The organism is Streptomyces sp. NBC_00354, from assembly GCF_036106915.1.
Lineage (GTDB): Bacteria > Actinomycetota > Actinomycetes > Streptomycetales > Streptomycetaceae > Streptomyces.
Window position 1 is genome coordinate 2,774,619 of sequence record NZ_CP107983.1, and the last position, 20,433, is coordinate 2,795,051.

The following is a 20,433-nucleotide window of genomic DNA, read 5'->3' on the forward strand; positions in this document are numbered from 1 at the left end:
GAGGAACGCGGCGTCCTTCGGCGGGCCGGCCTGCTCGGGGACGAACGCGGGCCCGCCGGAGGTGCTCTCGCCGGAGGCGGTGGTGGGGTTCTCGGTCACGTCAGCCTCACGCGCGGGTCGATGACGGCGTACAGCAGGTCCACGATCAGGTTGGCCATCACCACGAAGAGCGCGGCGAGCAGGGTGACGCCCATGATCACGGGCAGGTCGCCCTGGCCGATGGCGGCCACGGCCGCCGTCCCCAGACCCTGGAAGTTGAAGGTCGTCTCGGTGAGCACCGCGCCGCCGAGGAGTCCGCCGAGGTCCAGGCCGAACATCGTGACGATCGGGGTGAGCGTGGAGCGCAGGGCGTGCTTGCGGATGACCACGCCCTCCTTGAGCCCCTTGGCGCGGGCGGTGCGGATGTAGTCCTCGCCGAGGACCTCGAGCATCGTGGCGCGGGTGATGCGGGCGTAGGTGGCGGCGAAGAGGAAGGCCAGGGTGATCCAGGGCAGGATCAGGGAGTTGAGCCAGGCCACCGGATCCTCGGTGAACGGTTTGTAGTTGGACACGTCCAGCCAGCCGAGGCTGTAGACGAAGATCGCGGGGGCCACCATGCCGGTGAAGAAGATCGGCAGGGAGACGCCGGCGAGGGCGCCGACCATCACGGTGCGGTCGATGGCCGTCCGGCGTTTGAGCGCCGAGATGACACCGGTCGCCACACCGGCGATCACCCAGATGACCGCTGCGCCGAGGGCGAGCGAGAGGGTGACCGGCATGCGGTCGACCATGGTCTCCCAGACGGGTGCCTCGGTCTTGAAGGAGTAGCCGAAGCAGGGGGCGGCGCAGTGGGTGACATCCGTGCCGCCGTCGTAGTCACGGCCGGCGAAGATGCCCTTGACGAAGGTCAGGTACTGCTCGGAGATGGGCTTGTCGAAGCCCATCTTCACGCGGATGCCCGCCAGGGCGGTCTCGTTGGTCTCGCGTCCGGCGTACATCAGGGCCGGATCGCTGCCTGTGATCTTGGGGACCGCGAAGAAGATGCCGAAGGTGACCACGGAGACCACCAGCAGCGTGGCGACGACGTTGAACATTCGCCGTATGAGGTAGACGAGCACTGCAGTCGGCCGCCCGGGGCGGGCGGCTGCCGTCCCTTTTGGGGACGGCAGCCGCCGCCTGCGGCCTTCACCTGCCCTTCGGACTAGCGCATGTGCGGTGAAGGCACTTGCCTGTTGTTACGTGACGACTCGACCACTCGGCTACTTGGCGGCGATGCCGACCGTGGCCAGGTCGATCTTGCCCATGGAGTCGTTGAAGTAGACGTTCGTCAGACGCGGGTTGTGGTAGACGAAGGCCTTGTCGAAGTTGATCGGGAGGTAGAGAGCCTTCTCCATGATCTTCTTGTTGATGTCCGTGTAGAACGGAGCAGCAGCTTCCGGAGTCGCGGCGGCCGCGGCCGTCTTGAACAGCTGGTTGATCTCCGGGTCGTTGATCATCGTGAAGTTGTTGTTGCCGTTGGGCTGGATGAACGATCCGTCGACGAGCGGCTGCAGGAAGCCCGAGCCGGAGTTGTAGTCGGCGCCCCAGCCCATCACGATGATGCCGTAGTTCTTCTTCTTCACGTTCTCGGGCGAACCGATCACGGAGGAGGAGAGCTTGCCGTCGTACTGGTCGATGGTGACCTTGATGCCGACCTTGGCGAGCGACGCCTGCAGCGACTCGGCGGTCTTCACCTCGGGGGCGCGGTTGTTGCGCACCGCGATGGTGGTCTCGAACCCGTCCGGCTTGCCACAGGCCTTGAGGGCCTCCTTGGCCTTGGCCTCCTGCGGCTCGCCCTTGGTCAGGTTCCACGGGTCGTAGCTCTTGTCGGCACCGGGGATGCCGGGCGGCAGCATGTTCGCGCCGAGGTCACCGCTGGTCGGGCCGCCGCGGGCGGTCTGCAGGGACTTCGGGTCGGCCGCGTAGATGACGGCCTTGCGGCACTCGACGTTGTCGAACGGCGCGACCGTGGTCGGGAAGGCGAAGTAGCGGATGTAGCCCGTGAACGGGTTGTCCGCGTTCTTCTTCAGGTTCTCGTCCTTGAGGACCTTGTTCTTGCCGGCCTGCTGCATGCCCGTGCCGTCGATGGCGAGGTCGATGTCGCCCGACAGCAGACGCGCGTCCATGTCGTCCGGGTTGGTGGTCACCGTGAACGAGACCTTGTCCGGCAGACCCTTGCGGATCGTATCGGTCTTCGGGTCCCAGTTCTCGTTGCGGACGAAGGTCGCGCCCTTGCTCGCGGTGAAGCTCTCGACCTTGTACGGGCCGGTGGAGACCGGCTTGTTGGTGTACGTGGCGCCCGTGTCCTTGGCCGCCGGAACCGGCGAGGAGGACGGCATGGCCAGCAGGTAGCTGAAGTCGGAGTTGGCGCTCGCCAGGTTGAAGACGATCGTCTTGTCGTCCGGCGTCTCGACGGACTTCAGACCCATCTTGTTGGGGTCGGTGTCCTTGTAGGGGCCGGGGTACTTCTGACCCTGGTCGAGGATGTCGATCAGGTACGTGGGACCGCCGGACAGCACGTCCTGCGCGAAGACGCGCTCGATGCCGTACTTGAAGTCCTTCGAGGTGATCGGCGTACCGTCCTCGAACTTCACGCCGTCCTTGATCTTGAGGGTGTACGTCTTGCCCTCGTTGCTCAGGACCGGCAGGCCCTCGGCGAGGTCCGGGACGAGCTTGCTGCCGTCCTTGCCCGGCTTGCTGTCGTACGCGAGCAGCTGGCGCACGTAGAGGCGCTGGATGTCCCACACGAAGCCGTAGTAGGCACGCGCCGGGTCGAGGTAGTCGACGTCCTGCGGCGACCAGAGCTTGAGCTCACCGCCCTTGGCGTCCGAGGGGTTCACCATGGCGGTGGTGGCAGCGTTGAACGCGGCGCCACCGCCACCCTTGCCCTCGGACTTCTTGCCGTCGCTGCCACCGCACGCGGCGGTCAGGGACAGGGCGGCGATCACGGCGGTGATCGCGAATGCCTGCTTTCTGCGGATCACGTTGGTCCAACCTCCATAGGTGGGTGAATCGATGAAGCGGTTCAGCTGCCCTTGGGGTCGAGTGCGTCACGCAGCCCGTCCCCGAAGAGGTTGAACGCCAGGACGGTGATGAAGATCGTGATACCCGGGACGACCATGTACGCGGGGTCGTCCTGGTAGATGGGGATGGCGTCGGAGAGCATCTTTCCCCAGGACGCGGTGGGCGGCTTGACGCCGGCACCGAGGAAGCTGAGGGCCGCCTCCGTCAGGATGTTGGTCGGGATGAGCAGCGTCGAGTAGACGAGGATCGGCGCGACCAGGTTGGGCAGCAGCTCCTTGATCAGGATGTAGCCGCGGCCCGCGCCGAGGCTGCGCGCGGCCTCGACGTACTCGCGCTCCCGCAGGGAGATCGTCTGGCCCCGGACGATACGGCCGATGTACGGCCAGCCGAAGAAGCCGATGACGACGATCAGTACGCCCATCCGGACGCCGGAACCCTCGAATCCCCAGAGGGAGTTGGGGACGACGGAGACCAGGGCGATGGTGAACAGCAGCTGCGGGAAGGCCAGCAGCAGGTCCATCAGGCGGCTGATGAGGCCGTCGACCCAGCCGCCGAGGAACCCGGCGAGCGCACCGAGCAGGCTGCCTATCGTGACCGACACGAAGGCTGACAGGAAGGCGACGATCAGGGAGATGCGGGCGCCGTAGACGATCCGGCTGAACACGTCCCGGCCGTTGGTGGGTTCGACGCCCAGCAGGAAGTCGGAGCTCATCCCGCCGAAGGAGCCGAGCGGTGTGCCCAGGTCCGGGTCGATCAGGTCCTCGTGGAACTCGTTGGGCGGGTGGCCCAGCAGGCTCACGATCTGCGGTGCGAAGACCGCCACCAGGATCAGGAGGATCACGACCACGCCGCCGGTCAGCGCGACCTTGTCGCGCTTGAGCCGCATCCAGGCGATGCGGCCGGGCGAGCGGCCTTCGATGGCCTTGGCAGGGACGTCGGCTACGGACACGGTTGCGGGTGTTTCCGCGCTCGTGTCATGCAGTGGTGCCGTCATCGTGGTGGGGACCCCTCTCGGCCGACGGGTTGCCGGCCCATGCCCGCCGCTGTGGCGGCGTTGGTGCGGAGTGGCGCTCGGAGTGCGTGGTGACACGCAGGACGCGTGCTGAGGTGCAAGAACTGCGGGAAGTGCGGGACAGAGCCACAAGCGAAATGCATATGCCGAACCTGACTTCGCAGGACTGACCGGCTCTTGGGTGGGGAGTCTTCATCGGCGCTGCGAGCAGCCGCCAGACCCGCAGATGAATGGATGCGCAACCGTGATGTGAGGGTCGAGTTCCCGTTATCCGGACTTCGCTCTCACCTGAGCGGATCAAGACCGTCCGTTCGGTACGCAATCGGACATGGCGCCCAACTCGCGGTAGGACCATGCCTTTTGGCCCCACAACACGGCTGAAATCCGGACAAGCCGAAGGCCGCAGGGAACGGTGGTTCCCTGCGGCCTTCGGTCGGTTCGATACGGCTGTCTCAGAGGCCGGGCAGACCCGGACGAGGTCGGTGCTTCCGGGGTCAGTACGCGGGGGCCTGGCCCTCGCGGTCGTAGAAGGGGCGGCTCTGGGCGCGCAGCCACATCGCGACGGGGTCGTGCTCGTCCGCGAGCGCCACCGTGCACACCGGCACGCCCTCGGGGACCGCGCCGACCGACTGGCGCATCATCTCCCGTACGGATTCCAGCGCGGGCGCGGAGGCGTCGTACAGGTCGAGCCCGACCGCGAGGTACGGCGAGCCCAGCGAAGGCTGCACCCAGGCGCGGCGCAGCGAGCGGACGGCGGGGGTGCGGTGCGCGTGCTGGGTCAGCAGCCCGTAGAACTGCGGGAGCTCCAGGGCAGGCTCGGACAGCCGCAGCGGGCCGGCCGGCATCCGGTCGAGACCGGTGGCGATCCGGCGCAGGTCGGCCCAGGGGATGCCGAGGCCGCCGCCCTGGGCGTGCGGGTTGAGCCACAGGCCCCAGCGGTCCGGGTAGAGGGCGCGGGCGATGTCCCGGCCGGTGACCACCTCGTAGCCCCGGTTCCAGCCGCTGGCGGCCAGCTCCTGGGGGGAGGTCACGCACGGCGCGTACCCGAGGCCCTCGACCTCCATGCCGCCGTACTGGGCGTCCGGGGAGCCCGGCTGGCCCTGCCAGAGCAGCATCCACAGGCGGCCCTCGGCGAGGGCGTGCAGAAGCGACTCATAGCTCTCGTAGCGCCCGGGAGTCACCTGGCGCATCATGTGCTCGAGCTGCCCGGCCGCGGCCGTGCCTGACGCACTCACCCGGTACTCCTTCTTCGTCTGCCCGTCGTCCCACCCGTATCCGCACCCAGCTTAAGCGGCCCTACGGGAGGTAGAAGGGGCGTACGCGCGTAACCATGAAGTCGACCACCGGGTCCTGCACGGAGTCCAAGAGGATCAACTGCACGGGCCAGCGCGGCGGTACCCGGGTCAGGGCCCGGCCGAGGGCGTCCATCGGGGCATTCCGCATGCCGGGCTCCCATCCCAGCAGCCGGACACCGATGTAGAGCTCCGGGGCCCCGCCCTCGACGCTGGCGAGACAGCGGTGGGCGGCGGCGACCACGCCGGTGGCGCGGAACTCCTCGGCGGCGGCGGTCAGGAAGTCCACCGGGTCTTCCTGCCAGTCGGGCTCGTAGAGCCGGACGCGGCCACCGGTGGCGGGGCCGTCGAGCGGGGTCCGGCCGATGCGGCAGAGCTCCGCGACGGCGGGCGGGGGCAGCGGGACGCCGACGGCGCCCTCCGGGTTGACGGCGATGCCGAGCTGCGGGGGCAGGCCGCGGGCGAACTCGACGGCAGGGGCGACGGCGAAGTCCATGGCGGGGCCGGCGCAGGCGCGGAACTGGGCCTCGGAGCTGTAGACGGGGACGTACGCCGCCCCGTCGATCTCCATGGTGGGCAGCATGAGGCCGGCCCCGTCCGGGCCGCCACCGCCGGGCAGGGGCACCCAGAGCCGGCTCCGGCCGAGCACCTCGACGATCCGGGCCCCGGCGTCCGCCTGCCCGAGCGCCGCCCCGAGCACCTGCTCCAGCTCGTTGTCCGGCCAGCCGCCGCCCTGCATGTACGCCTCCGCTGTGTTTTCCGCCCCACGCTGTCGGCCCGAGGTTAACGGCTCGGGCCGACCTCGCTGCCGCGGGCTCCGCCCCCGGACCCCGGACCCCGGCGCCTCGAACGCCGGCGGAGCTAGGAAGGGTCCTGCCGGAACGCTATGCGGGTCACGCAGGCGGCCGCGCCGCGGTCCAGGAGGACCGCCGACGTGCAGCCCGCGGGGAGGCGGCCCGATTCCGCTTCGCGCAGCAGGCGGGCCACCGCGCCGCGATGACGGGCGAAGGCGTACGCCGACACCCCGCGCCCCCGCGCCGCCTGCCCGGACAGGGCCTCCTCGGGGGTGGTGTCCAGCAGCAGCAGGTGCAGCCCCCGGCCCCGCCGCCGCGCGGCCGTGGCCAGCAGGCTGCGCACCCAGCTCTGCGTCCCGCAGTCGTGGACCACCGCCGAGGCCCCGGAACGCAGCGTCCGCCACAGCCCCCAGTAGTGCGCGCAGCGGACCAGCGGCCGGTACACCGCGTACGGCAGCGCCCGCGGCATCCGCCGCTCCCAGCGCTCGCGCACGTCCTGGGAGTCGATGCCGCCGTCCTGCGCGGCCCGCTTGATCAGCGTGCTCTTGCCGCCGCCCGGCAGGCCGGACACCACGACGATGTCCCCTTCGGCGAAGCCGAGCCACTGCGGTCCGTGCGGCCCCCGGCCGCGCAGGTCGCGCACGGGACCGCCGATGGAGCGCGCCCGCCGCGCCGCCGGCACTCCGTCCACGGCTCCCGTCCCGGTCGCCGCCAGCACTCCGAATCTCCGCACAGTGATCGCCTTCCCCCATCGGGCCGCAGGGCCCCTCATGCCCACTGAGTGTAAAGAGACGGTAATCCGGCTGCGCCCGGTTCCGGCCTGCGCTTCCCGGCCGTCTCACCGGTCCGTACGTTCTTTCGGGCCCGACCGCCCGATCACCCGGACGGCATGCAATGATGTGCGCCATCTGGACCAACTGCATACCGGCCGCTTGAATCCGCGCGGGAGAGTCCCGGCAGGCCGTGAGGCCGTGCCCGGGCGCCGAAGGAGCAAGTTCCTCCCTTGAATCTCTCAGGCCCCGTACCGCGTGGATGAGGCAGATCTGAAAAGCGAGCCGCGCCGCCGTCCCTCACGACGGCATCCGCGTGCGCTCCACCCAAGGTGCAAGTCGAGGTTCCCCGGGTCCGACCGGGAACTCTCGGCGAACCTCTCAGGTTCCGATGACAGATGGGGAGGATCGTCCTCGTCATGTCATGCCCTGGGACCCGGGAGCCACACCCATGAGCACTGCCCCCCGCCTGACCGCCCTCGATGCGCTGCACCGATCGCTCGGTGCGACCATGACCGATTTCGCGGGCTGGGACATGCCCCTGCGGTACGCCAGTGAGCGCGACGAGCACAACGCCGTCCGCACCAAGGCCGGTCTCTTCGACCTGTCCCACATGGGCGAGATCACGCTGACCGGCCCGGAGGCCGTCAAGGCCCTGGACTACGCGCTGGTCGGCAACATCTCTACCGTCGGCGTCGGCCGCGCCCGCTACACGCACATCTGCCGGGAGGACGGCGGGATCGTCGACGACCTGATCGTCTACCGCCTGGGCGAGACCGAGTACATGGTCGTCGCGAACGCCTCCAACGCCCAGGTCGTCCTGGACGCCCTGACCGAGCGCGCCGCCGGCTTCGACACCGTGGTCCGCGACGACCGCGACGCGTACGCACTGATCGCCGTGCAGGGCCCGGAGTCCCCCGGCATCCTCGCCTCCCTCACGGACGCCGACCTGGACGGCCTGAAGTACTACGCCGGCCTGCCGGGCACCGTCGCGGGCGTGCCCGCGCTGATCGCGCGTACGGGCTACACGGGCGAGGACGGCTTCGAGCTGTTCGTCGCCCCCGAGCACGCCGTCGAGCTGTGGCAGGCGCTGACCAAGGCCGGCGAGGGCGTCGGCCTGGTCCCGGCGGGCCTGTCCTGCCGCGACACCCTGCGCCTGGAGGCGGGCATGCCGCTGTACGGGCACGAGCTGACCACCTCCCTCACCCCGTTCGACGCGGGGCTGGGCCGGGTCGTGAAGTTCGAGAAGGAGGGCGAGTTCGTGGGCCGCGCCGCCCTGGAGGCCGCCGCCGAGCGCGCCGCCTCGAACCCGCCGCGCAAGCTGGTCGGCCTGATCGCCGAGGGCCGCCGCGTCCCGCGCGCCGGCTTCCCCGTCGTGGCCGACGGGCAGGTCATCGGCGAGGTCACCTCGGGTGCCCCGTCCCCGACGCTGGGCAAGCCGATCGCGATGGCGTACGTGGACGCGGCGCACGCCGCGCCCGGCACCTCCGGCGTCGGCGTGGACATTCGCGGTACGCATGAGCCGTACGAGGTCGTGGCCCTGCCGTTCTACAAGCGGCAGAAGTAACACCCGTACCCCGTACCGGCTCCCTACCGACGCCGTACGGGCGCCGTGCCGGCCGTCTCAGTACGCAAGACCACTGTTCGTATCCACTCCCCCGCATCCAGGAGAATCAGGTCATGAGCAACCCCCAGCAGCTGCGTTACAGCAAGGAGCACGAGTGGCTGTCGACCGCCGAGGACGGCGTCGCGACGGTCGGCATCACGGAGTTCGCGGCCAACGCGCTCGGTGACGTCGTCTACGCCCAGCTCCCCGAGGTCGGCGACACGGTGACCGCGGGCGAGACCTGCGGCGAGCTGGAGTCGACCAAGTCGGTCAGCGACCTGTACTCCCCCGTCACCGGTGAGGTCGTCGAGTCCAACCAGGACGTCGTGGACGACCCGGCGCTCGTGAACACCGCCCCGTTCGAGGGCGGCTGGCTGTTCAAGGTGCGCATCGCGGAGGAGCCGGCCGACCTGCTCTCCGCCGACGAGTACGCCAAGCTCACCGCCGGTAACTGACCACAGGGGATCCTGATGTCTGTTCTGAACACCCCTCTCCACGAGCTCGACCCGGACGTCGCCGCCGCCGTCGACGCCGAGCTCGCACGCCAGCAGTCCACCCTGGAAATGATCGCGTCGGAGAACTTCGCTCCGGTCGCCGTCATGGAGGCCCAGGGCTCGGTCCTGACCAACAAGTACGCCGAGGGCTACCCCGGCCGTCGTTACTACGGCGGCTGCGAGCACGTCGACGTGGTCGAGCAGATCGCGATCGACCGCATCAAGGCGCTCTTCGGCGCCGAGCACGCGAACGTCCAGCCGCACTCGGGTGCGCAGGCGAACGCCGCCGCGATGTTCGCGCTGCTGAAGCCGGGCGACACGATCATGGGCCTGAACCTGGCCCACGGCGGTCACCTGACCCACGGCATGAAGATCAACTTCTCCGGCAAGCTCTACAACGTGGTCCCGTACCACGTCGACGAGACCGGCGAGGTCGACATGGCCGAGGTCGAGCGCCTCGCCAAGGAGTCCAAGCCGCAGCTGATCGTCGCCGGCTGGTCCGCCTACCCGCGCCAGCTGGACTTCGCCGCCTTCCGCCGCATCGCGGACGAGGTCGGCGCGTACCTGATGGTCGACATGGCGCACTTCGCCGGTTTGGTCGCCGCGGGCCTGCACCCGAACCCGGTGCCGCACGCCCACGTCGTCACCACCACCACGCACAAGACCCTCGGCGGTCCGCGCGGCGGGGTCATCCTGTCGACGCAGGAGCTGGCCAAGAAGATCAACTCCGCGGTCTTCCCGGGTCAGCAGGGCGGCCCGCTGGAGCACGTGATCGCTGCCAAGGCCGTCTCCTTCCTGGTCGCGGCCTCGCCCGAGTTCAAGGAGCGCCAGGAGCGCACCCTGGAGGGCGCGAAGATCCTCGCCGCCCGCCTGGTCCAGGACGACGTCAAGGCCGTGGGCGTGGACGTCCTCACCGGCGGCACCGACGTGCACCTGGTCCTGGTCGACCTGCGCAACTCCGAGCTGGACGGGCAGCAGGCCGAGGACCGCCTCCACGAGGTCGGCATCACGGTCAACCGCAACGCCATCCCGAACGACCCGCGGCCCCCGATGGTCACCTCGGGTCTGCGGATCGGTACGCCGGCCCTCGCCACCCGCGGCTTCGACGCCGAGGCCTTCACCGAGGTCGCCGAGATCATCGCGCAGGCGCTGAAGCCGGCCTACGACAGCGAGGCCCTCAAGGCGCGCGTATCCGCGCTCGCGGCGAAGTTCCCGCTGTACCCGACGCTCTAGGCATCGGCTTGGGGGCCCGGCCTTGTGTCACACAGGGCCGGGCCCTTCCTGTGTGACACGAGCCATACCCGAGCGCCGTCCGGCCACCATCTCGGGCAGACGAAACGTTCACCTCGCCACGTTAAGCTCGACTGTCGGACAAAATCCGAACAATCCCCCCTCGTACGATCCACCCCGCCTGCCCCTCCACCCACGAGCAGACAAGGGAGTCCGCCACCGTGGCCATCTCCGTCTTCGATCTCTTCTCCATCGGCATCGGCCCCTCCTCCTCCCACACGGTCGGTCCGATGCGGGCCGCCCGCATGTTCGTGACCCGGCTGAAGAAGGACGGCGTGCTCGCCCAGACCGCATCGGTCCGGGCCGAGCTGTACGGCTCCCTCGGCGCGACCGGCCACGGCCACGGCACGCCCAAGGCGGTGCTGCTGGGCCTGGAGGGCCACTCCCCCCGCTCGGTGAACGTGGAGACGGCCGACGACGAGGTGGAGCGCATCCGCCGGAGCGGCCGCCTGCGCCTGCTCGGCACCGAGATCGGGAGCGCGCACGAGATCGCCTTCGACGAGCCGAGCCAGCTGATCCTGCACCGCCGCCGGTCCCTGCCGTACCACGCGAACGGCATGACGCTCTTCGCGTACGACGCCTCGGGCGCGCCGCTGCTGGAGAAGACGTACTACTCGGTCGGCGGCGGCTTCGTGGTGGACGAGGACGCGGTCGGCGAGGACCGGATCAAGCTCGACGACACCGTGCTGAAGTACCCCTTCCGCAGCGGCGACGAGATGCTGCGCATGGCCCGGGAGAGCGGCCTGTCGATCTCCGCGATGATGCTGGAGAACGAAAAGGCCTGGCGCACGGAGGAGGAGATCCGCGAGGGCCTGCTCGAGATCTGGCGCGTCATGCAGGCGTGTGTCTCGCGCGGCATGTCGCGCGAGGGCATCCTGCCGGGCGGCCTGAAGGTCCGCCGCCGGGCGGCGAACACCGCCCGCAAGCTCCGCTCCGAGGGCGACCCGCTGGCGCTGTCGATGGAGTGGATCACCCTCTACGCCATGGCCGTGAACGAGGAGAACGCCGCGGGCGGCCGGGTGGTCACCGCTCCGACGAACGGCGCCGCGGGCATCATCCCGGCGGTCCTGCACTACTACATGAACTTCGTGCCCGGCGCCGACGAGGAGGGCGTGGTCCGCTTCCTGCTCGCGGCCGGTGCGATAGGCCTGCTCTTCAAGGAGAACGCCTCGATCTCCGGCGCCGAGGTCGGCTGCCAGGGCGAGGTCGGCTCGGCCTGCTCGATGGCGGCCGGCGCCCTCGCCGAGGTCCTGGGCTGCACCCCGGAGCAGGTCGAGAACGCGGCCGAGATCGGCATGGAGCACAACCTGGGCCTGACCTGCGACCCGGTCGGCGGCCTCGTCCAGATCCCGTGCATCGAGCGCAACGGCATGGCGGCGGTCAAGGCGGTCACGGCGGCCAAGATGGCGATGCGCGGCGACGGCACCCACAAGGTCTCCCTCGACAAGGTCATCAAGACCATGAAGGAGACGGGCGCCGACATGAAGGTCAAGTACAAGGAAACCGCCCGCGGCGGCCTGGCGGTCAACGTCATCGAGTGCTGATCCGGCACGCATGACGAGTGAGGGGCCCGGCGCAGAACGCGTCGGGCCCCTCCGCGTTGCCCGCCACAACAGGCGGAATTCGCAGGTGATTTGAGGTTTGCGGGGAGTTGATCACGCGTGAGGGCGAACCCTCGACTGCGGGCTGGTTTCTCGATGATCACGTGCGCCATGGTGATCACGTGACGTCGCGGCCACACCCCCGGCGGTCGGCCAACCGCCTTGGACCGCAGCCTTTTTGTGTACTGGAGGACTTCATCATGGCAAGCAACCGCAGCATCCGCGTGATCTCCGCCGTCGTCTCGCTCCCCTTCGCCGTCGCGCTCTTCGCCGGCGTCGCCCAGGCCGACAACGGGGCCGGTGCGGGCGTCTCGTCCGACGCCGCCGTCGCCGAGATCATCGGGAGCGGGGTCGCCGGCAGCAACCTCGGCAACGCCTCCACCACCCAGCAGGTCGCCACCGGCTCCGGGGGGTCCAACCAGAGCAACGGCGCCCAGGCCAACGGCGCCGGCTTCACCGCCATCGGGCAGTCCAACGACTCGTTCGTCCTCAACCCCGTCCCGTAACGGACGGGTGACGCAGCGGCCCGCCCTTCCCCCGGAGGGCGGGCCTCTCCGCGTTCCTGTGACAGGACGGGTCCAGCGGCCCTCCGGCTCGGGACCTTCGGCCCCACGGGGGCGGCCGGGAGGTGGGTTAGCTTGCCCGAGTGGGCGGATTCCCCCCGTGAGCCGGCAGAGAGGTGGAGCGCATGGACGGCACGGACGGTATCGAGCACCACGTCCTCCCGCTCCGGCTGGAGGTCTCGCCCGCGCCCCTGCCGCTGCTCGGGGCCTTCACGTACCGCTGCGACCGGCCCTACGAGCTGGCCCTCGACTTCCGGGGCGCCGGGATGCACGTGGCGCGCTGGGTGTTCTCCCGGGACCTGCTGCTCGACGGGGAGACCTGCGCGACGGGCGAGGGGGACGTGCAGGTGTGGCCGCGGTGGCAGGGCAGGGAACCACGGGTGTTCCTCGCCTTCACCAACGGCGAGCGGAGCTGCGTGGTGTCCGCCCGGGCGAAGGACGTGCGCGCGCTGTGCCGGCGGCTGGTCGGGCTGGTGCCGCGCGGCGAGGAGCAGCGGCACTACGACCTCGACGCCGAGCTGAGCACCCTCCTGCCCCGGTAGGGAGCATTTGTTCCGTTTCTTTTTGTTTCGGGTGGTTTGGGTGCAACCATGAGCCTGCCGGGAGTGTCCTCAGCAGTGACACCGGTCCCCGCCTCCGAAGAATCAGGGGGACGTCATGAACCACCTCCGCCGCCGGCAGCTCGTGGCCCTTGCCACAGGTGCGCTGCTCACCGCCGGGATCACCCTCGCCGCGCCGGCCTCGGCCGTCGTCCGGCCCACGCCGCTCGTCGTCAATGCCCGCTGGGGCGGGCACTGCACGTACGACCGCATCGTCATCGACCTGCGGGGACACGTCCCCGGGGTCACCGTCACCCGGGTGCCGAGGCTGGTCCAGGACGGATCCGGCAAGCCCGTCCCGCTGGCCGGGAAGCACTTCCTGCAGATCAGCCTGCATCCCGCCGCCGCGCACAACCGCACGGGCGACAGCACGTACCGCGGGCCGAAGCTCGTCAAGATCTACCTGCCCCAGCTCAAGGGCCTTGCCATGACGGGCGACTTCGAGGGGTACGTCACCTTCGGCGCCGCCTTCCACAGCAAGCCCTCGTTCACCTCCTTCAAGCTGCACGGGCCCGAGCGGTTCGTGCTGGACGTCGCGCACCGCAACGTGTGCCGGTGAAGGTGAGGGACTACCGGTGCTCGGGGTTCGGGAAGTCGAAGCGGCAGCCGGCGTCCCACTCCGAGCGCTGGTTCCCGTGCGCCGGGATCCCGCCCGAGCGCTTCAGCAGGGCGGCCAGGTGCATGAGGTTCCACGACATGAAGGTCGTGTTCCGGTTGGTGAAGTCGTTCTCGGGGCCGCCCGAGCCGGGGTCGAGGTACGAGGGCCCGGGCCCGGCCTCGCCGATCCAGCCCGCGTCGGCCTGCGGCGGGACGGCGTAGCCGAGGTGCTGGAGGCTGTAGAGGATGTTCATGGCGCAGTGCTTCACGCCGTCCTCGTTGCCGGTGACGAGCGCGCCGCCGACGCGCCCGTAATAGGCGTACTGGCCCTGCGCGTTCAGGATCGAGGAGCAGGCGTAGAGCCGCTCGATGACCTGCTTCATGACGGAGCTGTTGTCGCCGAGCCAGATCGGGCCGCACAGCACGAGGATGTCGGCGTCCATGATCTGGCTGTACAGGACGGGCCACTGGTCGGTTTCCCAGCCGTGCTCGGTCATGTCGGGCCAGACACCGGTGGCGATGTCGTGGTCGACGGCGCGGATCAGCGAGGTTCGGGCGCCGGCCGCCTCCATGACGGCGCGGCTCTTGGCGATCAGGCCCTCGGTGTTGCTGGTCTCGGGCGAGCGCTTGAGGGTGCAGTTGACGTAGACGGCGGTCAGGTCGGAGTAGTCGTAGTCGGCGGCCACACCGCCAGCCTGGGGGCCTGCGGGCGCCGCCGCCACCGGGCCGCAGCCGTTCGGGGCGCCTGCTCGGGCCACGCCCCTTCGGCCGGGTGGGTGCCGGTCCGTCAGTCCGACCAGGGCCGGAGGGCCTTGGTGTAGGGGAAACCCAGGGCTGACGGTGGACGAGGTCCGGTCCCGGGCGGAGTCCGCACTCGCCGCGCTGGACGTCACGGCGCTGCGGGACCGCCCGACGCACCTGCTCTCGTACGGGCAGCGCAAGCGCGCGGCGATCGCGGGCGCGGTGGCTCCCCCCGCACACCCCGGGCCCCGAATCCCCGGAGGCCCTGGCCACTTGGGCCCAGGGTTCGTGGCCATGCGGATATTCGAGGCGACGATCGACCCCAGGTCCTTGCGGTGGGACGGCGACGAACTGGTGGACGCCGCAGGCGGGTTCCGCCGCTGGACGGCCGACGGCAAGGAGCTGGCCGGCACCTGGAACACCGCGTACCGCTTCGACCGCGCCGCCCACTCCCCCACCGGCCGCGTGGCCCGAGGTGTCGGTGCCGCACCGGGACGGGCCTTCGGTGTGGAGCACATCCCCTCGCCGGTCACGGCCCTGCACCCCGACGGGAGTCGTCTCGCGGTCGCCGTCGGGAACGGGGTCGCGGTCCTCGACCTCCCGCATCCCTAGGATGGCCGCATGTCGCTGCCGCACGCCATCCTGACCGCCCTGCTGGAGAAGCCCTCGTCGGGGCTGGAGCTGACCCGGCGGTTCGACAGGTCGATCGGGTACTTCTGGTCCGCGACGCACCAGCAGATCTACCGCGAGCTCGGCCGGCTGGAGGAGGCCGGGCTGATCCGGGCGCTGCCGAGCGAGGTGCCCGTACGGGGGCAGAAGAAGCAGTACGAGGTGCTGGCCGGCGGGAGCGCGGAGCTCGCGCGGTGGGTCGGCGAGAGCCAGGACCCGAAGGCCATCCGGGATCCGCTGCTGCTGCGGATCCGCGCGGCCGCCGTGGTGGGCCCGCACGGGCTGGCCGGGGAGCTGCGGCGCCATCTCGATCTGCACCGGCGGCAGCTGGCCGTCTACGAGGCGATCGAGGAGAAGGACTTCCCGCCGGAGCGGGACTCCGACGAGGACCGGCTGCGCCGGCTGGTGCTGCACGGCGGCATCGGCCTGGAGACGTTCTGGCTGCGCTGGCTGGAGGAGGCCCTGGGCGAGGTCGAGGACATGACGCCGCCGCCCGGCGGAGCCGTCTCCTGACCCCGGGAGACGCGCCGGGGCAGCGCAATGCCCCCGCCCGCCCGGCAGAAGGGCAGGGCGGGGGCTGTGCAGGGCTTACTTGTTCAGGGAGGCCCAGAACTCGTCGAAGCTCAGCAGGCCGTCGCCGTTGCTGTCCTTGGCCGCGACCACGGCGTCCGCGACGGCGCCGGTCACGTACGCGTCGCCCATCGCCTTCATGGCCGCGCTGTACTCGTCGGCCGTGACGAAGCCGTCACCGTCCGCGTCGAACTTGCCGAACGTCGCCCGCGCGCTCTCGATGTCAGCCACTGGGATCCACCCCTTCTAGGTGCTTGTTGACCGGCCAAGGGTAGCGGCAGCCGGGCACCGCCCCCTCCCGCGGGTCCCGTTCGGGCGGCAGCTATGAATTCAATTACCCCTCCGCGATGTGGAACCGAAAATTCCAGCCAAGAAATCCGACCCGGGCTTGTCACGTTCCGGGGCCGCGGCATAACGTACCGGAATTGCCGCCACGTCTGGGAAGACGGCGACCATGCGCTCATCGGAGTCAGCCCCGGAAACAACTATTACAGAAATCCGCGTGAGAGCACTTTCCGAGTTCCAGTCGAACCCCGTCTATCAACTCCTGCACCGCCGCGTCCGGCATTTCATGGAGACCGACGAAGAATTCCGCAAGGGCTGCGAAGAGATGGCCTTGCATTTTGTCGGCTCCAAGTTGGATGCCGCTCACGGATGTCCTCTTCGCCCGCGGCGGTGGCCTGCGAGCGACCCGCTACCAGGCGTACGCCGTCGTACGGCCCGAGGCCGCGCAGGCCCCGCACCCTCACCGGTGGCTTCCCGTCGCCTGGTGAGGGTACGGGGGTGTCCCGGGAGCTGTGCGAGCTCCCGGGGCGCCGCCGTGTCGCCGTGTCCCGTACTCCCCGTACTCCCCGCCGCCTAGCGGAAGATGCCGGTGTGGCCGAGCGAGTAGCGCCCCGGCTGCGGGTAGACGGCCAGGCCGTGCGGGCCGCCGCCCACCGGGATCTTGGCGAGCTGCTCACCGGTCGCCGTGTCGATCGCGTAGACCTCGGAGTTGTAGCGGCCCGACAGCCACAGCACCTTGCCGTCGGCGGAGACGCCGCCCATGTCGGGGCTGCCCCCGTCGGGCAGCTCCCACTTCTTGGTGAGCTTGTTCTGCTTGAAGTCGAAGACGGAGATGCTGCCCTCGCCGCGGTTGGAGATGTACATCTCCTTGGAGTCGCGGCTGACGTACAGGCCGTGGGTGCCCTTGCCGGTGGGCAGCAGTTTGGGGATGTCGAACTTGTCGCCGCTGAACACCCACATGCCGTGCGCCATCATGTCCGCGACGTAGAAGGTCTTTCCGTCCGGTGAGACCTTCACGTCCTGCGGCATCGCGCCCTCGAAGGGCAGCTTCTGCTGGGCGACGACCTCCATCTTCTCGGTGTCGACCTTGAGGAGCTCGCCGGAGAACTCGCAGCTCACGATGAAGTAGCGGCCGTCGGCGGAGAAGTCCGCGTGATTGACGCCGAAACAGCTCACCGGGACGGTCTTCACGCGGTTCATCGTGTGCGGATCACGGAAGACCAGCTCGCGGTCCATGGAGGCCATCACGACCGCGTACTTGCCGTTCGGCGTGAAGTACAGGTTGTACGGGTCGTGCACCTCGACGGGCTCGCCGGCCTCGCCCGTGGCCGGGTTGATCGGCGTGAGCGTGTGGCCGCGGTTGTTGTTGACCCACAGGGTCTTCATGTCCCAGGACGGGACCACGTGCTGGGGCTGGACGCCGACCGGGATGGTGGCGATGACCTTGTACGTCTTCGGGTCGATGACGGACACCGTGTTGGAGGTGGTGTTCGGTACGTAGACGCGGGACGGGAAGTCCTTGACCACCGGGGCGAGGTTGTTCGGCCGGTCGGCCGCGTACACGTCGTTCGGGTCGAGGAGCGGCGGCATCCCGGCCAGGCCCTGCGGCGCGGCCGGGACGGCCTTGACGGGCTGCCGGGCCGGGGCCGCGGAGCCGAGCGCCTCGGCGGGCTCCTTGTCGGCCGATCCGCAGCCGGCCAGGGCGGCGAGGACCAGACCGGCCAGCAGCACGGTGGCCCTCCGGGGAAGGCGGGTGGTCGTCATGAGGTCAGCAGCTCCGTGGTGGTCACCGCGCGCAGATTGCGGCGCGCGAGTTCTTCGAGGAGGGGTGGCATCGCGTCGACCGTGTCCGCGTAGCCGAAGTGCAGGCTCACCACCGATCCGCTGCGGATCGTCCCGGTGACGGTGCGGATGACGGCCGCGGCGCCGGGCGAGGTGAAGTCGAGGGAGTCCACGTCGTACGAGAGGACGTGCGGGTAGCCGGCCCGCCGGGCCAGCTTCGTGACGAGGGGGGTGGCGTACTGGGTCTGGGAGGGCCGGAACCAGGTGCCGATCGAGCCGGTGAGCCGCTTGAGCCGCTGGGCGCAGCCGGTGATCTCGGCGTAGGCCTCCGCCTCGGGCATCTCGTTGATCGCGAGGTGGCGCTGGGTGTGGTTGCCGAGCTCGTGGCCGCCGTCCAGGACCCGGCGGGCCATGTCCGGGTGGGCGTCGAGCCAGCTGCCGATCGCCAGTACGGTGACCCGCGCGCCCGCTCTTTCGGCCTCGGCCAGTACGGCCCGGGCGATGGCGGGGTCCCCGTTGCCGTGGAAGGTGAGGGCGACCCGGGGGCGGTCGCGCGGACCGTGCCCGATCTCGTCGGGCTGTCCGGGGATCCGGCGCGGGGCGGGCGCGGCCGCCCGGCCGACCCGTGCGGCCGGCCCGGTGGCCGGGGCCGCCTCGGCCGGGGGCGCGGAGGGGGCCGGGCCTCCGGCGCCGCAGGCGGCGGTGAGGGCGCCGGCGGCGGCCGCCGCGCCGGCGCGGAGGGCGGATCGGCGGTCCGGGTAGCAGAGCACCCGCCCATTTAAGTGGTGGATGACCCCGAAGGTAACGATTGACCCATTTCGGGACCTTCACCGGAGTGCACCCACACGAGGGAGTGTCCGGTATGCGATCAACGAATCACACACAACGGTGGATAGTTATTCATTGATTGCGAGGTGAGTGGCCGACCTCACCTAGGATTTAGATGGAAACTCTTAGTATTTGCACACTTATGTCCAAGTTGGGACTTTTGGCGTTTGGTCGCCCGTCTGCCATAGTCGGAATCACGGCTTCCCCATTGACCCGAGCGAAGTCGCCACGCCGAGGATCACACCCCCTTCGATCCTCGGCGGATCCATGAAGCCCCCACGACGCCCCACTACGGCGACCGGGGGCTTCAGGTATTTCAGGGGCCGATGCCGGTCGAGGGGCCGTTGGCGACCAAGGGGCACGGGGGCGCCGGAGTCAGCGGTCGGCCACCCGCATCTCGAACCAGGTGAACTTGCCGCGCGGCAGCAGGTCGGCGCCCCAGCGGTCGGAGAGCTTGTCGACGAGGAAGAGCCCCCGGCCGGTGATGTCCAGCTCGTGGACCGGCATCAGGCAGGGCAGTCCGCGCGAGGGGTCGCGCACCTCGACCCGGATCCAGCCGCGCCGCCGCAGCATCCGTAAGCCGAAGGAGCGGGCGCCGGTGTGGCGCACCGCGTTGCCGACGAGTTCCGAGACCAGCAGGACGGTGTGCTCGGACACCTGCGGGGAGAAGCCCCAGAAGCGGATCACCACGTACTGGGTGAGCCGGCGGGCCGTGCTCGCCGACTCGGGCATGGACGGGAGCGTCACTTCCGCCTCGGCCGGGTTCCCGTACAACTCCAGCGCCTTGAGACCCTGTTCGTCCTCAAGAGCCGCCGTCAGCCGTACGGCGGAAGCGCTGCTGCGCTGCCGCGGCTGTTCCACACCCTCCAGGCCCGCCATGAACCCATCATGGACGGCCGATACGCCCGTCCGGGCCGTTCCGCAGGAAAACACCCCCCGGAATGGTCGACTCCAAGGGGGCGTCCCGTCATATGCGTTGGGCAACCGGAAGCCTGCGAAACCATCCTGATCTGCGGTGACACACCGCCCCCGGACGATCACCCCGAGTGGATCTCCACAGCTCCTTAAGGTTTCTTTAAGGCCTGGCTAATCCACCCCCAGGGAGGACTAGAGGAACTTCGCCTTGCCGGGGCCCTCCTCGACGAAGCTGCGCATGCCGCGCTCGCGGTCCTCGGTGGCGAACAGGCCCGCGAACCAGTTGCGTTCGATGGTCAGGCCGGTGTCGATGTCCGCCTCGAGGCCCGCGTCCACGCACTCCTTGGCGGCGCGCAGCGCGATCGCCGGGCCCTGGGCGAGCTTGGCGGCCCAGGCGTGCGCCTGCTCGTACACCTCGGCGGCGGGCACGACCCGGTCCACGAGCCCGAGCGTGAGCGCCTCGTCGGCCTTGACCATGCGGCCGGTGAAGATCAGGTCCTTGGCCTTGGACGGCCCGATCAGCCGGGACAGCCGCTGGGTGCCGCCGGCCCCGGGGATCAGGCCGAGCAGGATCTCGGGCTGGCCGAGCTTCGCGTTGTCGGCGGCGATCCGGTAGTCGGCGCACAGGGCGAGCTCGCAGCCACCGCCCAGGGCGTAGCCGGTGACGGCGGCGACGACGGGCTTGGGGATCCGCGCCACGGCCGTGAAGGCGTCCTGGAGCGCGCGGGACCGGGCGACCATCGCCGCGTGGTCCATCGTCTGCATCTCCTTGATGTCCGCGCCTGCCGCGAACACCTTCTCGCCGCCGTAGATGATCACCGCGCGGACGTCGGCCCGGTCGGTGGCCTCCACCGCGAGCTCGCGCAGCCGGTCCTGGGTGGCGATGTCCAGGGCGTTCATGGGCGGCCGGTCCAGGCGGAGGGTGCCGACGCCTTCGGAGACTTCGAGAGAGAGGGTCATAGGCGGAAGGTTAGCCGCGGTTA

General features: G+C 69.9%; 21 protein-coding genes, 2 pseudogenes and 1 riboswitch. Of the genes and pseudogenes, 11 read left to right on the forward strand and 12 right to left on the reverse strand.

Annotated features, from left to right (window positions below; all coding sequences use genetic code 11):
* Positions 1–95: 95 nt before the first annotated feature.
* The 6 genes from OHT74_RS12095 to OHT74_RS12120 form a co-directional block, all read right to left on the reverse strand.
* On the reverse strand, positions 96–1,097 hold the full coding sequence (locus OHT74_RS12095; RefSeq protein ID WP_266663503.1) for an ABC transporter permease: 1,002 nt from the start codon (positions 1,095–1,097) through the stop codon (positions 96–98).
* Positions 1,098–1,238: 141 nt separating this feature from the next.
* Positions 1,239–3,002: an ABC transporter substrate-binding protein gene (locus OHT74_RS12100; RefSeq protein WP_266663504.1), complete on the reverse strand. Its 1,764-nt coding sequence runs from the start codon at positions 3,000–3,002 to the stop codon at positions 1,239–1,241.
* A gap of 41 nt (positions 3,003–3,043) precedes the next feature.
* Positions 3,044–4,036, reverse strand: coding sequence for an ABC transporter permease (locus OHT74_RS12105; RefSeq protein ID WP_266663506.1), 993 nt, complete (start codon positions 4,034–4,036; stop codon positions 3,044–3,046).
* Between the two features lie 512 nt (positions 4,037–4,548).
* The gene (locus OHT74_RS12110; protein WP_266663507.1) at positions 4,549–5,289 is read right to left on the reverse strand and encodes an enhanced serine sensitivity protein SseB C-terminal domain-containing protein; all 741 of its coding nucleotides are present in this window, start codon (positions 5,287–5,289) and stop codon (positions 4,549–4,551) included.
* Positions 5,290–5,350: 61 nt separating this feature from the next.
* Positions 5,351–6,085, reverse strand: a complete 735-nt coding sequence (locus OHT74_RS12115) for an enhanced serine sensitivity protein SseB (protein ID WP_266663509.1) — start codon at positions 6,083–6,085, stop codon at positions 5,351–5,353.
* Between the two features lie 122 nt (positions 6,086–6,207).
* On the reverse strand, positions 6,208–6,879 hold the full coding sequence (locus OHT74_RS12120) for an AAA family ATPase (RefSeq protein WP_328623304.1): 672 nt from the start codon (positions 6,877–6,879) through the stop codon (positions 6,208–6,210).
* Positions 6,880–7,073: 194 nt separating this feature from the next.
* Positions 7,074–7,177, forward strand: a riboswitch (glycine riboswitch).
* A 184-nt stretch (positions 7,178–7,361) separates the two neighbouring features.
* Between OHT74_RS12120 and gcvT the strand changes: the two genes are divergently transcribed.
* The 7 genes from gcvT to OHT74_RS12155 all read left to right on the forward strand — a co-directional run bounded on the left by gcvT (position 7,362) and on the right by OHT74_RS12155 (position 13,622).
* Positions 7,362–8,477 (forward strand): glycine cleavage system aminomethyltransferase GcvT, encoded by a 1,116-nt coding sequence (gene gcvT / locus OHT74_RS12125; protein WP_266663511.1) that lies wholly within the window; start codon positions 7,362–7,364, stop codon positions 8,475–8,477.
* A gap of 113 nt (positions 8,478–8,590) precedes the next feature.
* The gene (gene gcvH / locus OHT74_RS12130) at positions 8,591–8,971 is read left to right on the forward strand and encodes a glycine cleavage system protein GcvH (protein ID WP_266663513.1); all 381 of its coding nucleotides are present in this window, start codon (positions 8,591–8,593) and stop codon (positions 8,969–8,971) included.
* Positions 8,972–8,986: 15 nt separating this feature from the next.
* Positions 8,987–10,243, forward strand: coding sequence for a serine hydroxymethyltransferase (gene glyA / locus OHT74_RS12135; protein WP_266663515.1), 1,257 nt, complete (start codon positions 8,987–8,989; stop codon positions 10,241–10,243).
* 218 nt (positions 10,244–10,461) lie between these two features.
* Positions 10,462–11,844, forward strand: a complete 1,383-nt coding sequence (locus OHT74_RS12140) for an L-serine ammonia-lyase (RefSeq protein WP_328620244.1) — start codon at positions 10,462–10,464, stop codon at positions 11,842–11,844.
* Between the two features lie 257 nt (positions 11,845–12,101).
* The gene (locus tag OHT74_RS12145; protein WP_328620245.1) at positions 12,102–12,407 is read left to right on the forward strand and encodes a hypothetical protein; all 306 of its coding nucleotides are present in this window, start codon (positions 12,102–12,104) and stop codon (positions 12,405–12,407) included.
* A 182-nt stretch (positions 12,408–12,589) separates the two neighbouring features.
* Entirely contained in the window at positions 12,590–13,006 is a 417-nt protein-coding gene (locus OHT74_RS12150) for an SsgA family sporulation/cell division regulator (protein ID WP_266663521.1), read from the forward strand.
* A gap of 115 nt (positions 13,007–13,121) precedes the next feature.
* Complete coding sequence (locus OHT74_RS12155; RefSeq protein WP_328620246.1) at positions 13,122–13,622, forward strand: AMIN-like domain-containing (lipo)protein; 501 nt, start codon at positions 13,122–13,124, stop codon at positions 13,620–13,622.
* A gap of 10 nt (positions 13,623–13,632) precedes the next feature.
* Here OHT74_RS12155 and OHT74_RS12160 read toward each other — a convergent pair whose 3' ends face one another.
* Complete coding sequence (locus OHT74_RS12160; protein WP_266663525.1) at positions 13,633–14,346, reverse strand: flavodoxin family protein; 714 nt, start codon at positions 14,344–14,346, stop codon at positions 13,633–13,635.
* 139 nt (positions 14,347–14,485) lie between these two features.
* Here OHT74_RS12160 and OHT74_RS12165 point away from each other — a divergent pair.
* Together OHT74_RS12165 and OHT74_RS12170 are read left to right on the forward strand one after the other, a co-directional pair.
* Positions 14,486–14,629: pseudogene (locus OHT74_RS12165) on the forward strand (ABC transporter ATP-binding protein); the annotation flags it as partial.
* A gap of 393 nt (positions 14,630–15,022) precedes the next feature.
* Positions 15,023–15,583, forward strand: a complete 561-nt coding sequence (locus tag OHT74_RS12170) for a PadR family transcriptional regulator (protein ID WP_266997144.1) — start codon at positions 15,023–15,025, stop codon at positions 15,581–15,583.
* Between the two features lie 75 nt (positions 15,584–15,658).
* Here the strand turns inward: OHT74_RS12170 and OHT74_RS12175 are convergent, their stop codons facing one another.
* The gene (locus tag OHT74_RS12175; RefSeq protein ID WP_053784759.1) at positions 15,659–15,871 is read right to left on the reverse strand and encodes an EF-hand domain-containing protein; all 213 of its coding nucleotides are present in this window, start codon (positions 15,869–15,871) and stop codon (positions 15,659–15,661) included.
* A gap of 223 nt (positions 15,872–16,094) precedes the next feature.
* Between OHT74_RS12175 and OHT74_RS42130 the strand changes: the two are divergent.
* Both OHT74_RS42130 and OHT74_RS12180 read left to right on the forward strand, forming a co-directional pair.
* Positions 16,095–16,226, forward strand: a pseudogene (locus OHT74_RS42130) (hypothetical protein); the annotation flags it as partial.
* Positions 16,227–16,281: 55 nt separating this feature from the next.
* On the forward strand, positions 16,282–16,413 hold the full coding sequence (locus tag OHT74_RS12180; protein WP_328620247.1) for a hypothetical protein: 132 nt from the start codon (positions 16,282–16,284) through the stop codon (positions 16,411–16,413).
* Between the two features lie 85 nt (positions 16,414–16,498).
* On the opposite strand, the gene OHT74_RS12185 is transcribed toward OHT74_RS12180, so the two are convergent.
* The 4 genes from OHT74_RS12185 to OHT74_RS12200 all read right to left on the reverse strand — a co-directional run bounded on the left by OHT74_RS12185 (position 16,499) and on the right by OHT74_RS12200 (position 20,410).
* Positions 16,499–17,689 (reverse strand): YncE family protein, encoded by a 1,191-nt coding sequence (locus OHT74_RS12185; RefSeq protein ID WP_328620248.1) that lies wholly within the window; start codon positions 17,687–17,689, stop codon positions 16,499–16,501.
* A complete protein-coding gene (locus OHT74_RS12190; RefSeq protein ID WP_266663538.1) occupies positions 17,686–18,477 on the reverse strand; it encodes a polysaccharide deacetylase family protein in 792 nt (263 codons plus the stop codon). Before OHT74_RS12190 ends, OHT74_RS12185 begins: the two co-directional genes overlap by 4 nt.
* Positions 18,478–18,910: 433 nt before the next feature.
* Positions 18,911–19,414 carry an ATP-binding protein gene (locus tag OHT74_RS12195; protein ID WP_266663540.1) on the reverse strand — a complete coding sequence of 168 codons (504 nt, stop codon included), beginning with the start codon at positions 19,412–19,414 and terminating at the stop codon, positions 18,911–18,913.
* Positions 19,415–19,642: 228 nt separating this feature from the next.
* Positions 19,643–20,410 carry an enoyl-CoA hydratase/isomerase family protein gene (locus OHT74_RS12200; protein WP_266663542.1) on the reverse strand — a complete coding sequence of 256 codons (768 nt, stop codon included), beginning with the start codon at positions 20,408–20,410 and terminating at the stop codon, positions 19,643–19,645.
* Between the last annotated feature and the right edge of the window lie 23 nt (positions 20,411–20,433).

What these genes read in the sequence shown, in the direction of transcription:
- OHT74_RS12150 (WP_266663521.1), top strand. Translation starts at nt 12,590, where the DNA reads ATGGACGGCACGGACGGTATCGAGCACCACGTCCTCCCGCTCCGGCTG.
- OHT74_RS12200 (WP_266663542.1), bottom strand. Translation starts at nt 20,410, where the DNA reads ATGACCCTCTCTCTCGAAGTCTCCGAAGGCGTCGGCACCCTCCGCCTG.
- gcvT (WP_266663511.1), top strand. Translation starts at nt 7,362, where the DNA reads ATGAGCACTGCCCCCCGCCTGACCGCCCTCGATGCGCTGCACCGATCG.
- gcvH (WP_266663513.1), top strand. Translation starts at nt 8,591, where the DNA reads ATGAGCAACCCCCAGCAGCTGCGTTACAGCAAGGAGCACGAGTGGCTG.
- glyA (WP_266663515.1), top strand. Translation starts at nt 8,987, where the DNA reads ATGTCTGTTCTGAACACCCCTCTCCACGAGCTCGACCCGGACGTCGCC.
- OHT74_RS12145 (WP_328620245.1), top strand. Translation starts at nt 12,102, where the DNA reads ATGGCAAGCAACCGCAGCATCCGCGTGATCTCCGCCGTCGTCTCGCTC.
- OHT74_RS12105 (WP_266663506.1), bottom strand. Translation starts at nt 4,036, where the DNA reads ATGACGGCACCACTGCATGACACGAGCGCGGAAACACCCGCAACCGTG.
- OHT74_RS12185 (WP_328620248.1), bottom strand. Translation starts at nt 17,689, where the DNA reads ATGACGACCACCCGCCTTCCCCGGAGGGCCACCGTGCTGCTGGCCGGT.
- OHT74_RS12195 (WP_266663540.1), bottom strand. Translation starts at nt 19,414, where the DNA reads ATGGCGGGCCTGGAGGGTGTGGAACAGCCGCGGCAGCGCAGCAGCGCT.
- OHT74_RS12170 (WP_266997144.1), top strand. Translation starts at nt 15,023, where the DNA reads ATGTCGCTGCCGCACGCCATCCTGACCGCCCTGCTGGAGAAGCCCTCG.
- OHT74_RS12115 (WP_266663509.1), bottom strand. Translation starts at nt 6,085, where the DNA reads ATGCAGGGCGGCGGCTGGCCGGACAACGAGCTGGAGCAGGTGCTCGGG.
- OHT74_RS12155 (WP_328620246.1), top strand. Translation starts at nt 13,122, where the DNA reads ATGAACCACCTCCGCCGCCGGCAGCTCGTGGCCCTTGCCACAGGTGCG.
- OHT74_RS12180 (WP_328620247.1), top strand. Translation starts at nt 16,282, where the DNA reads ATGCCGCTCACGGATGTCCTCTTCGCCCGCGGCGGTGGCCTGCGAGCG.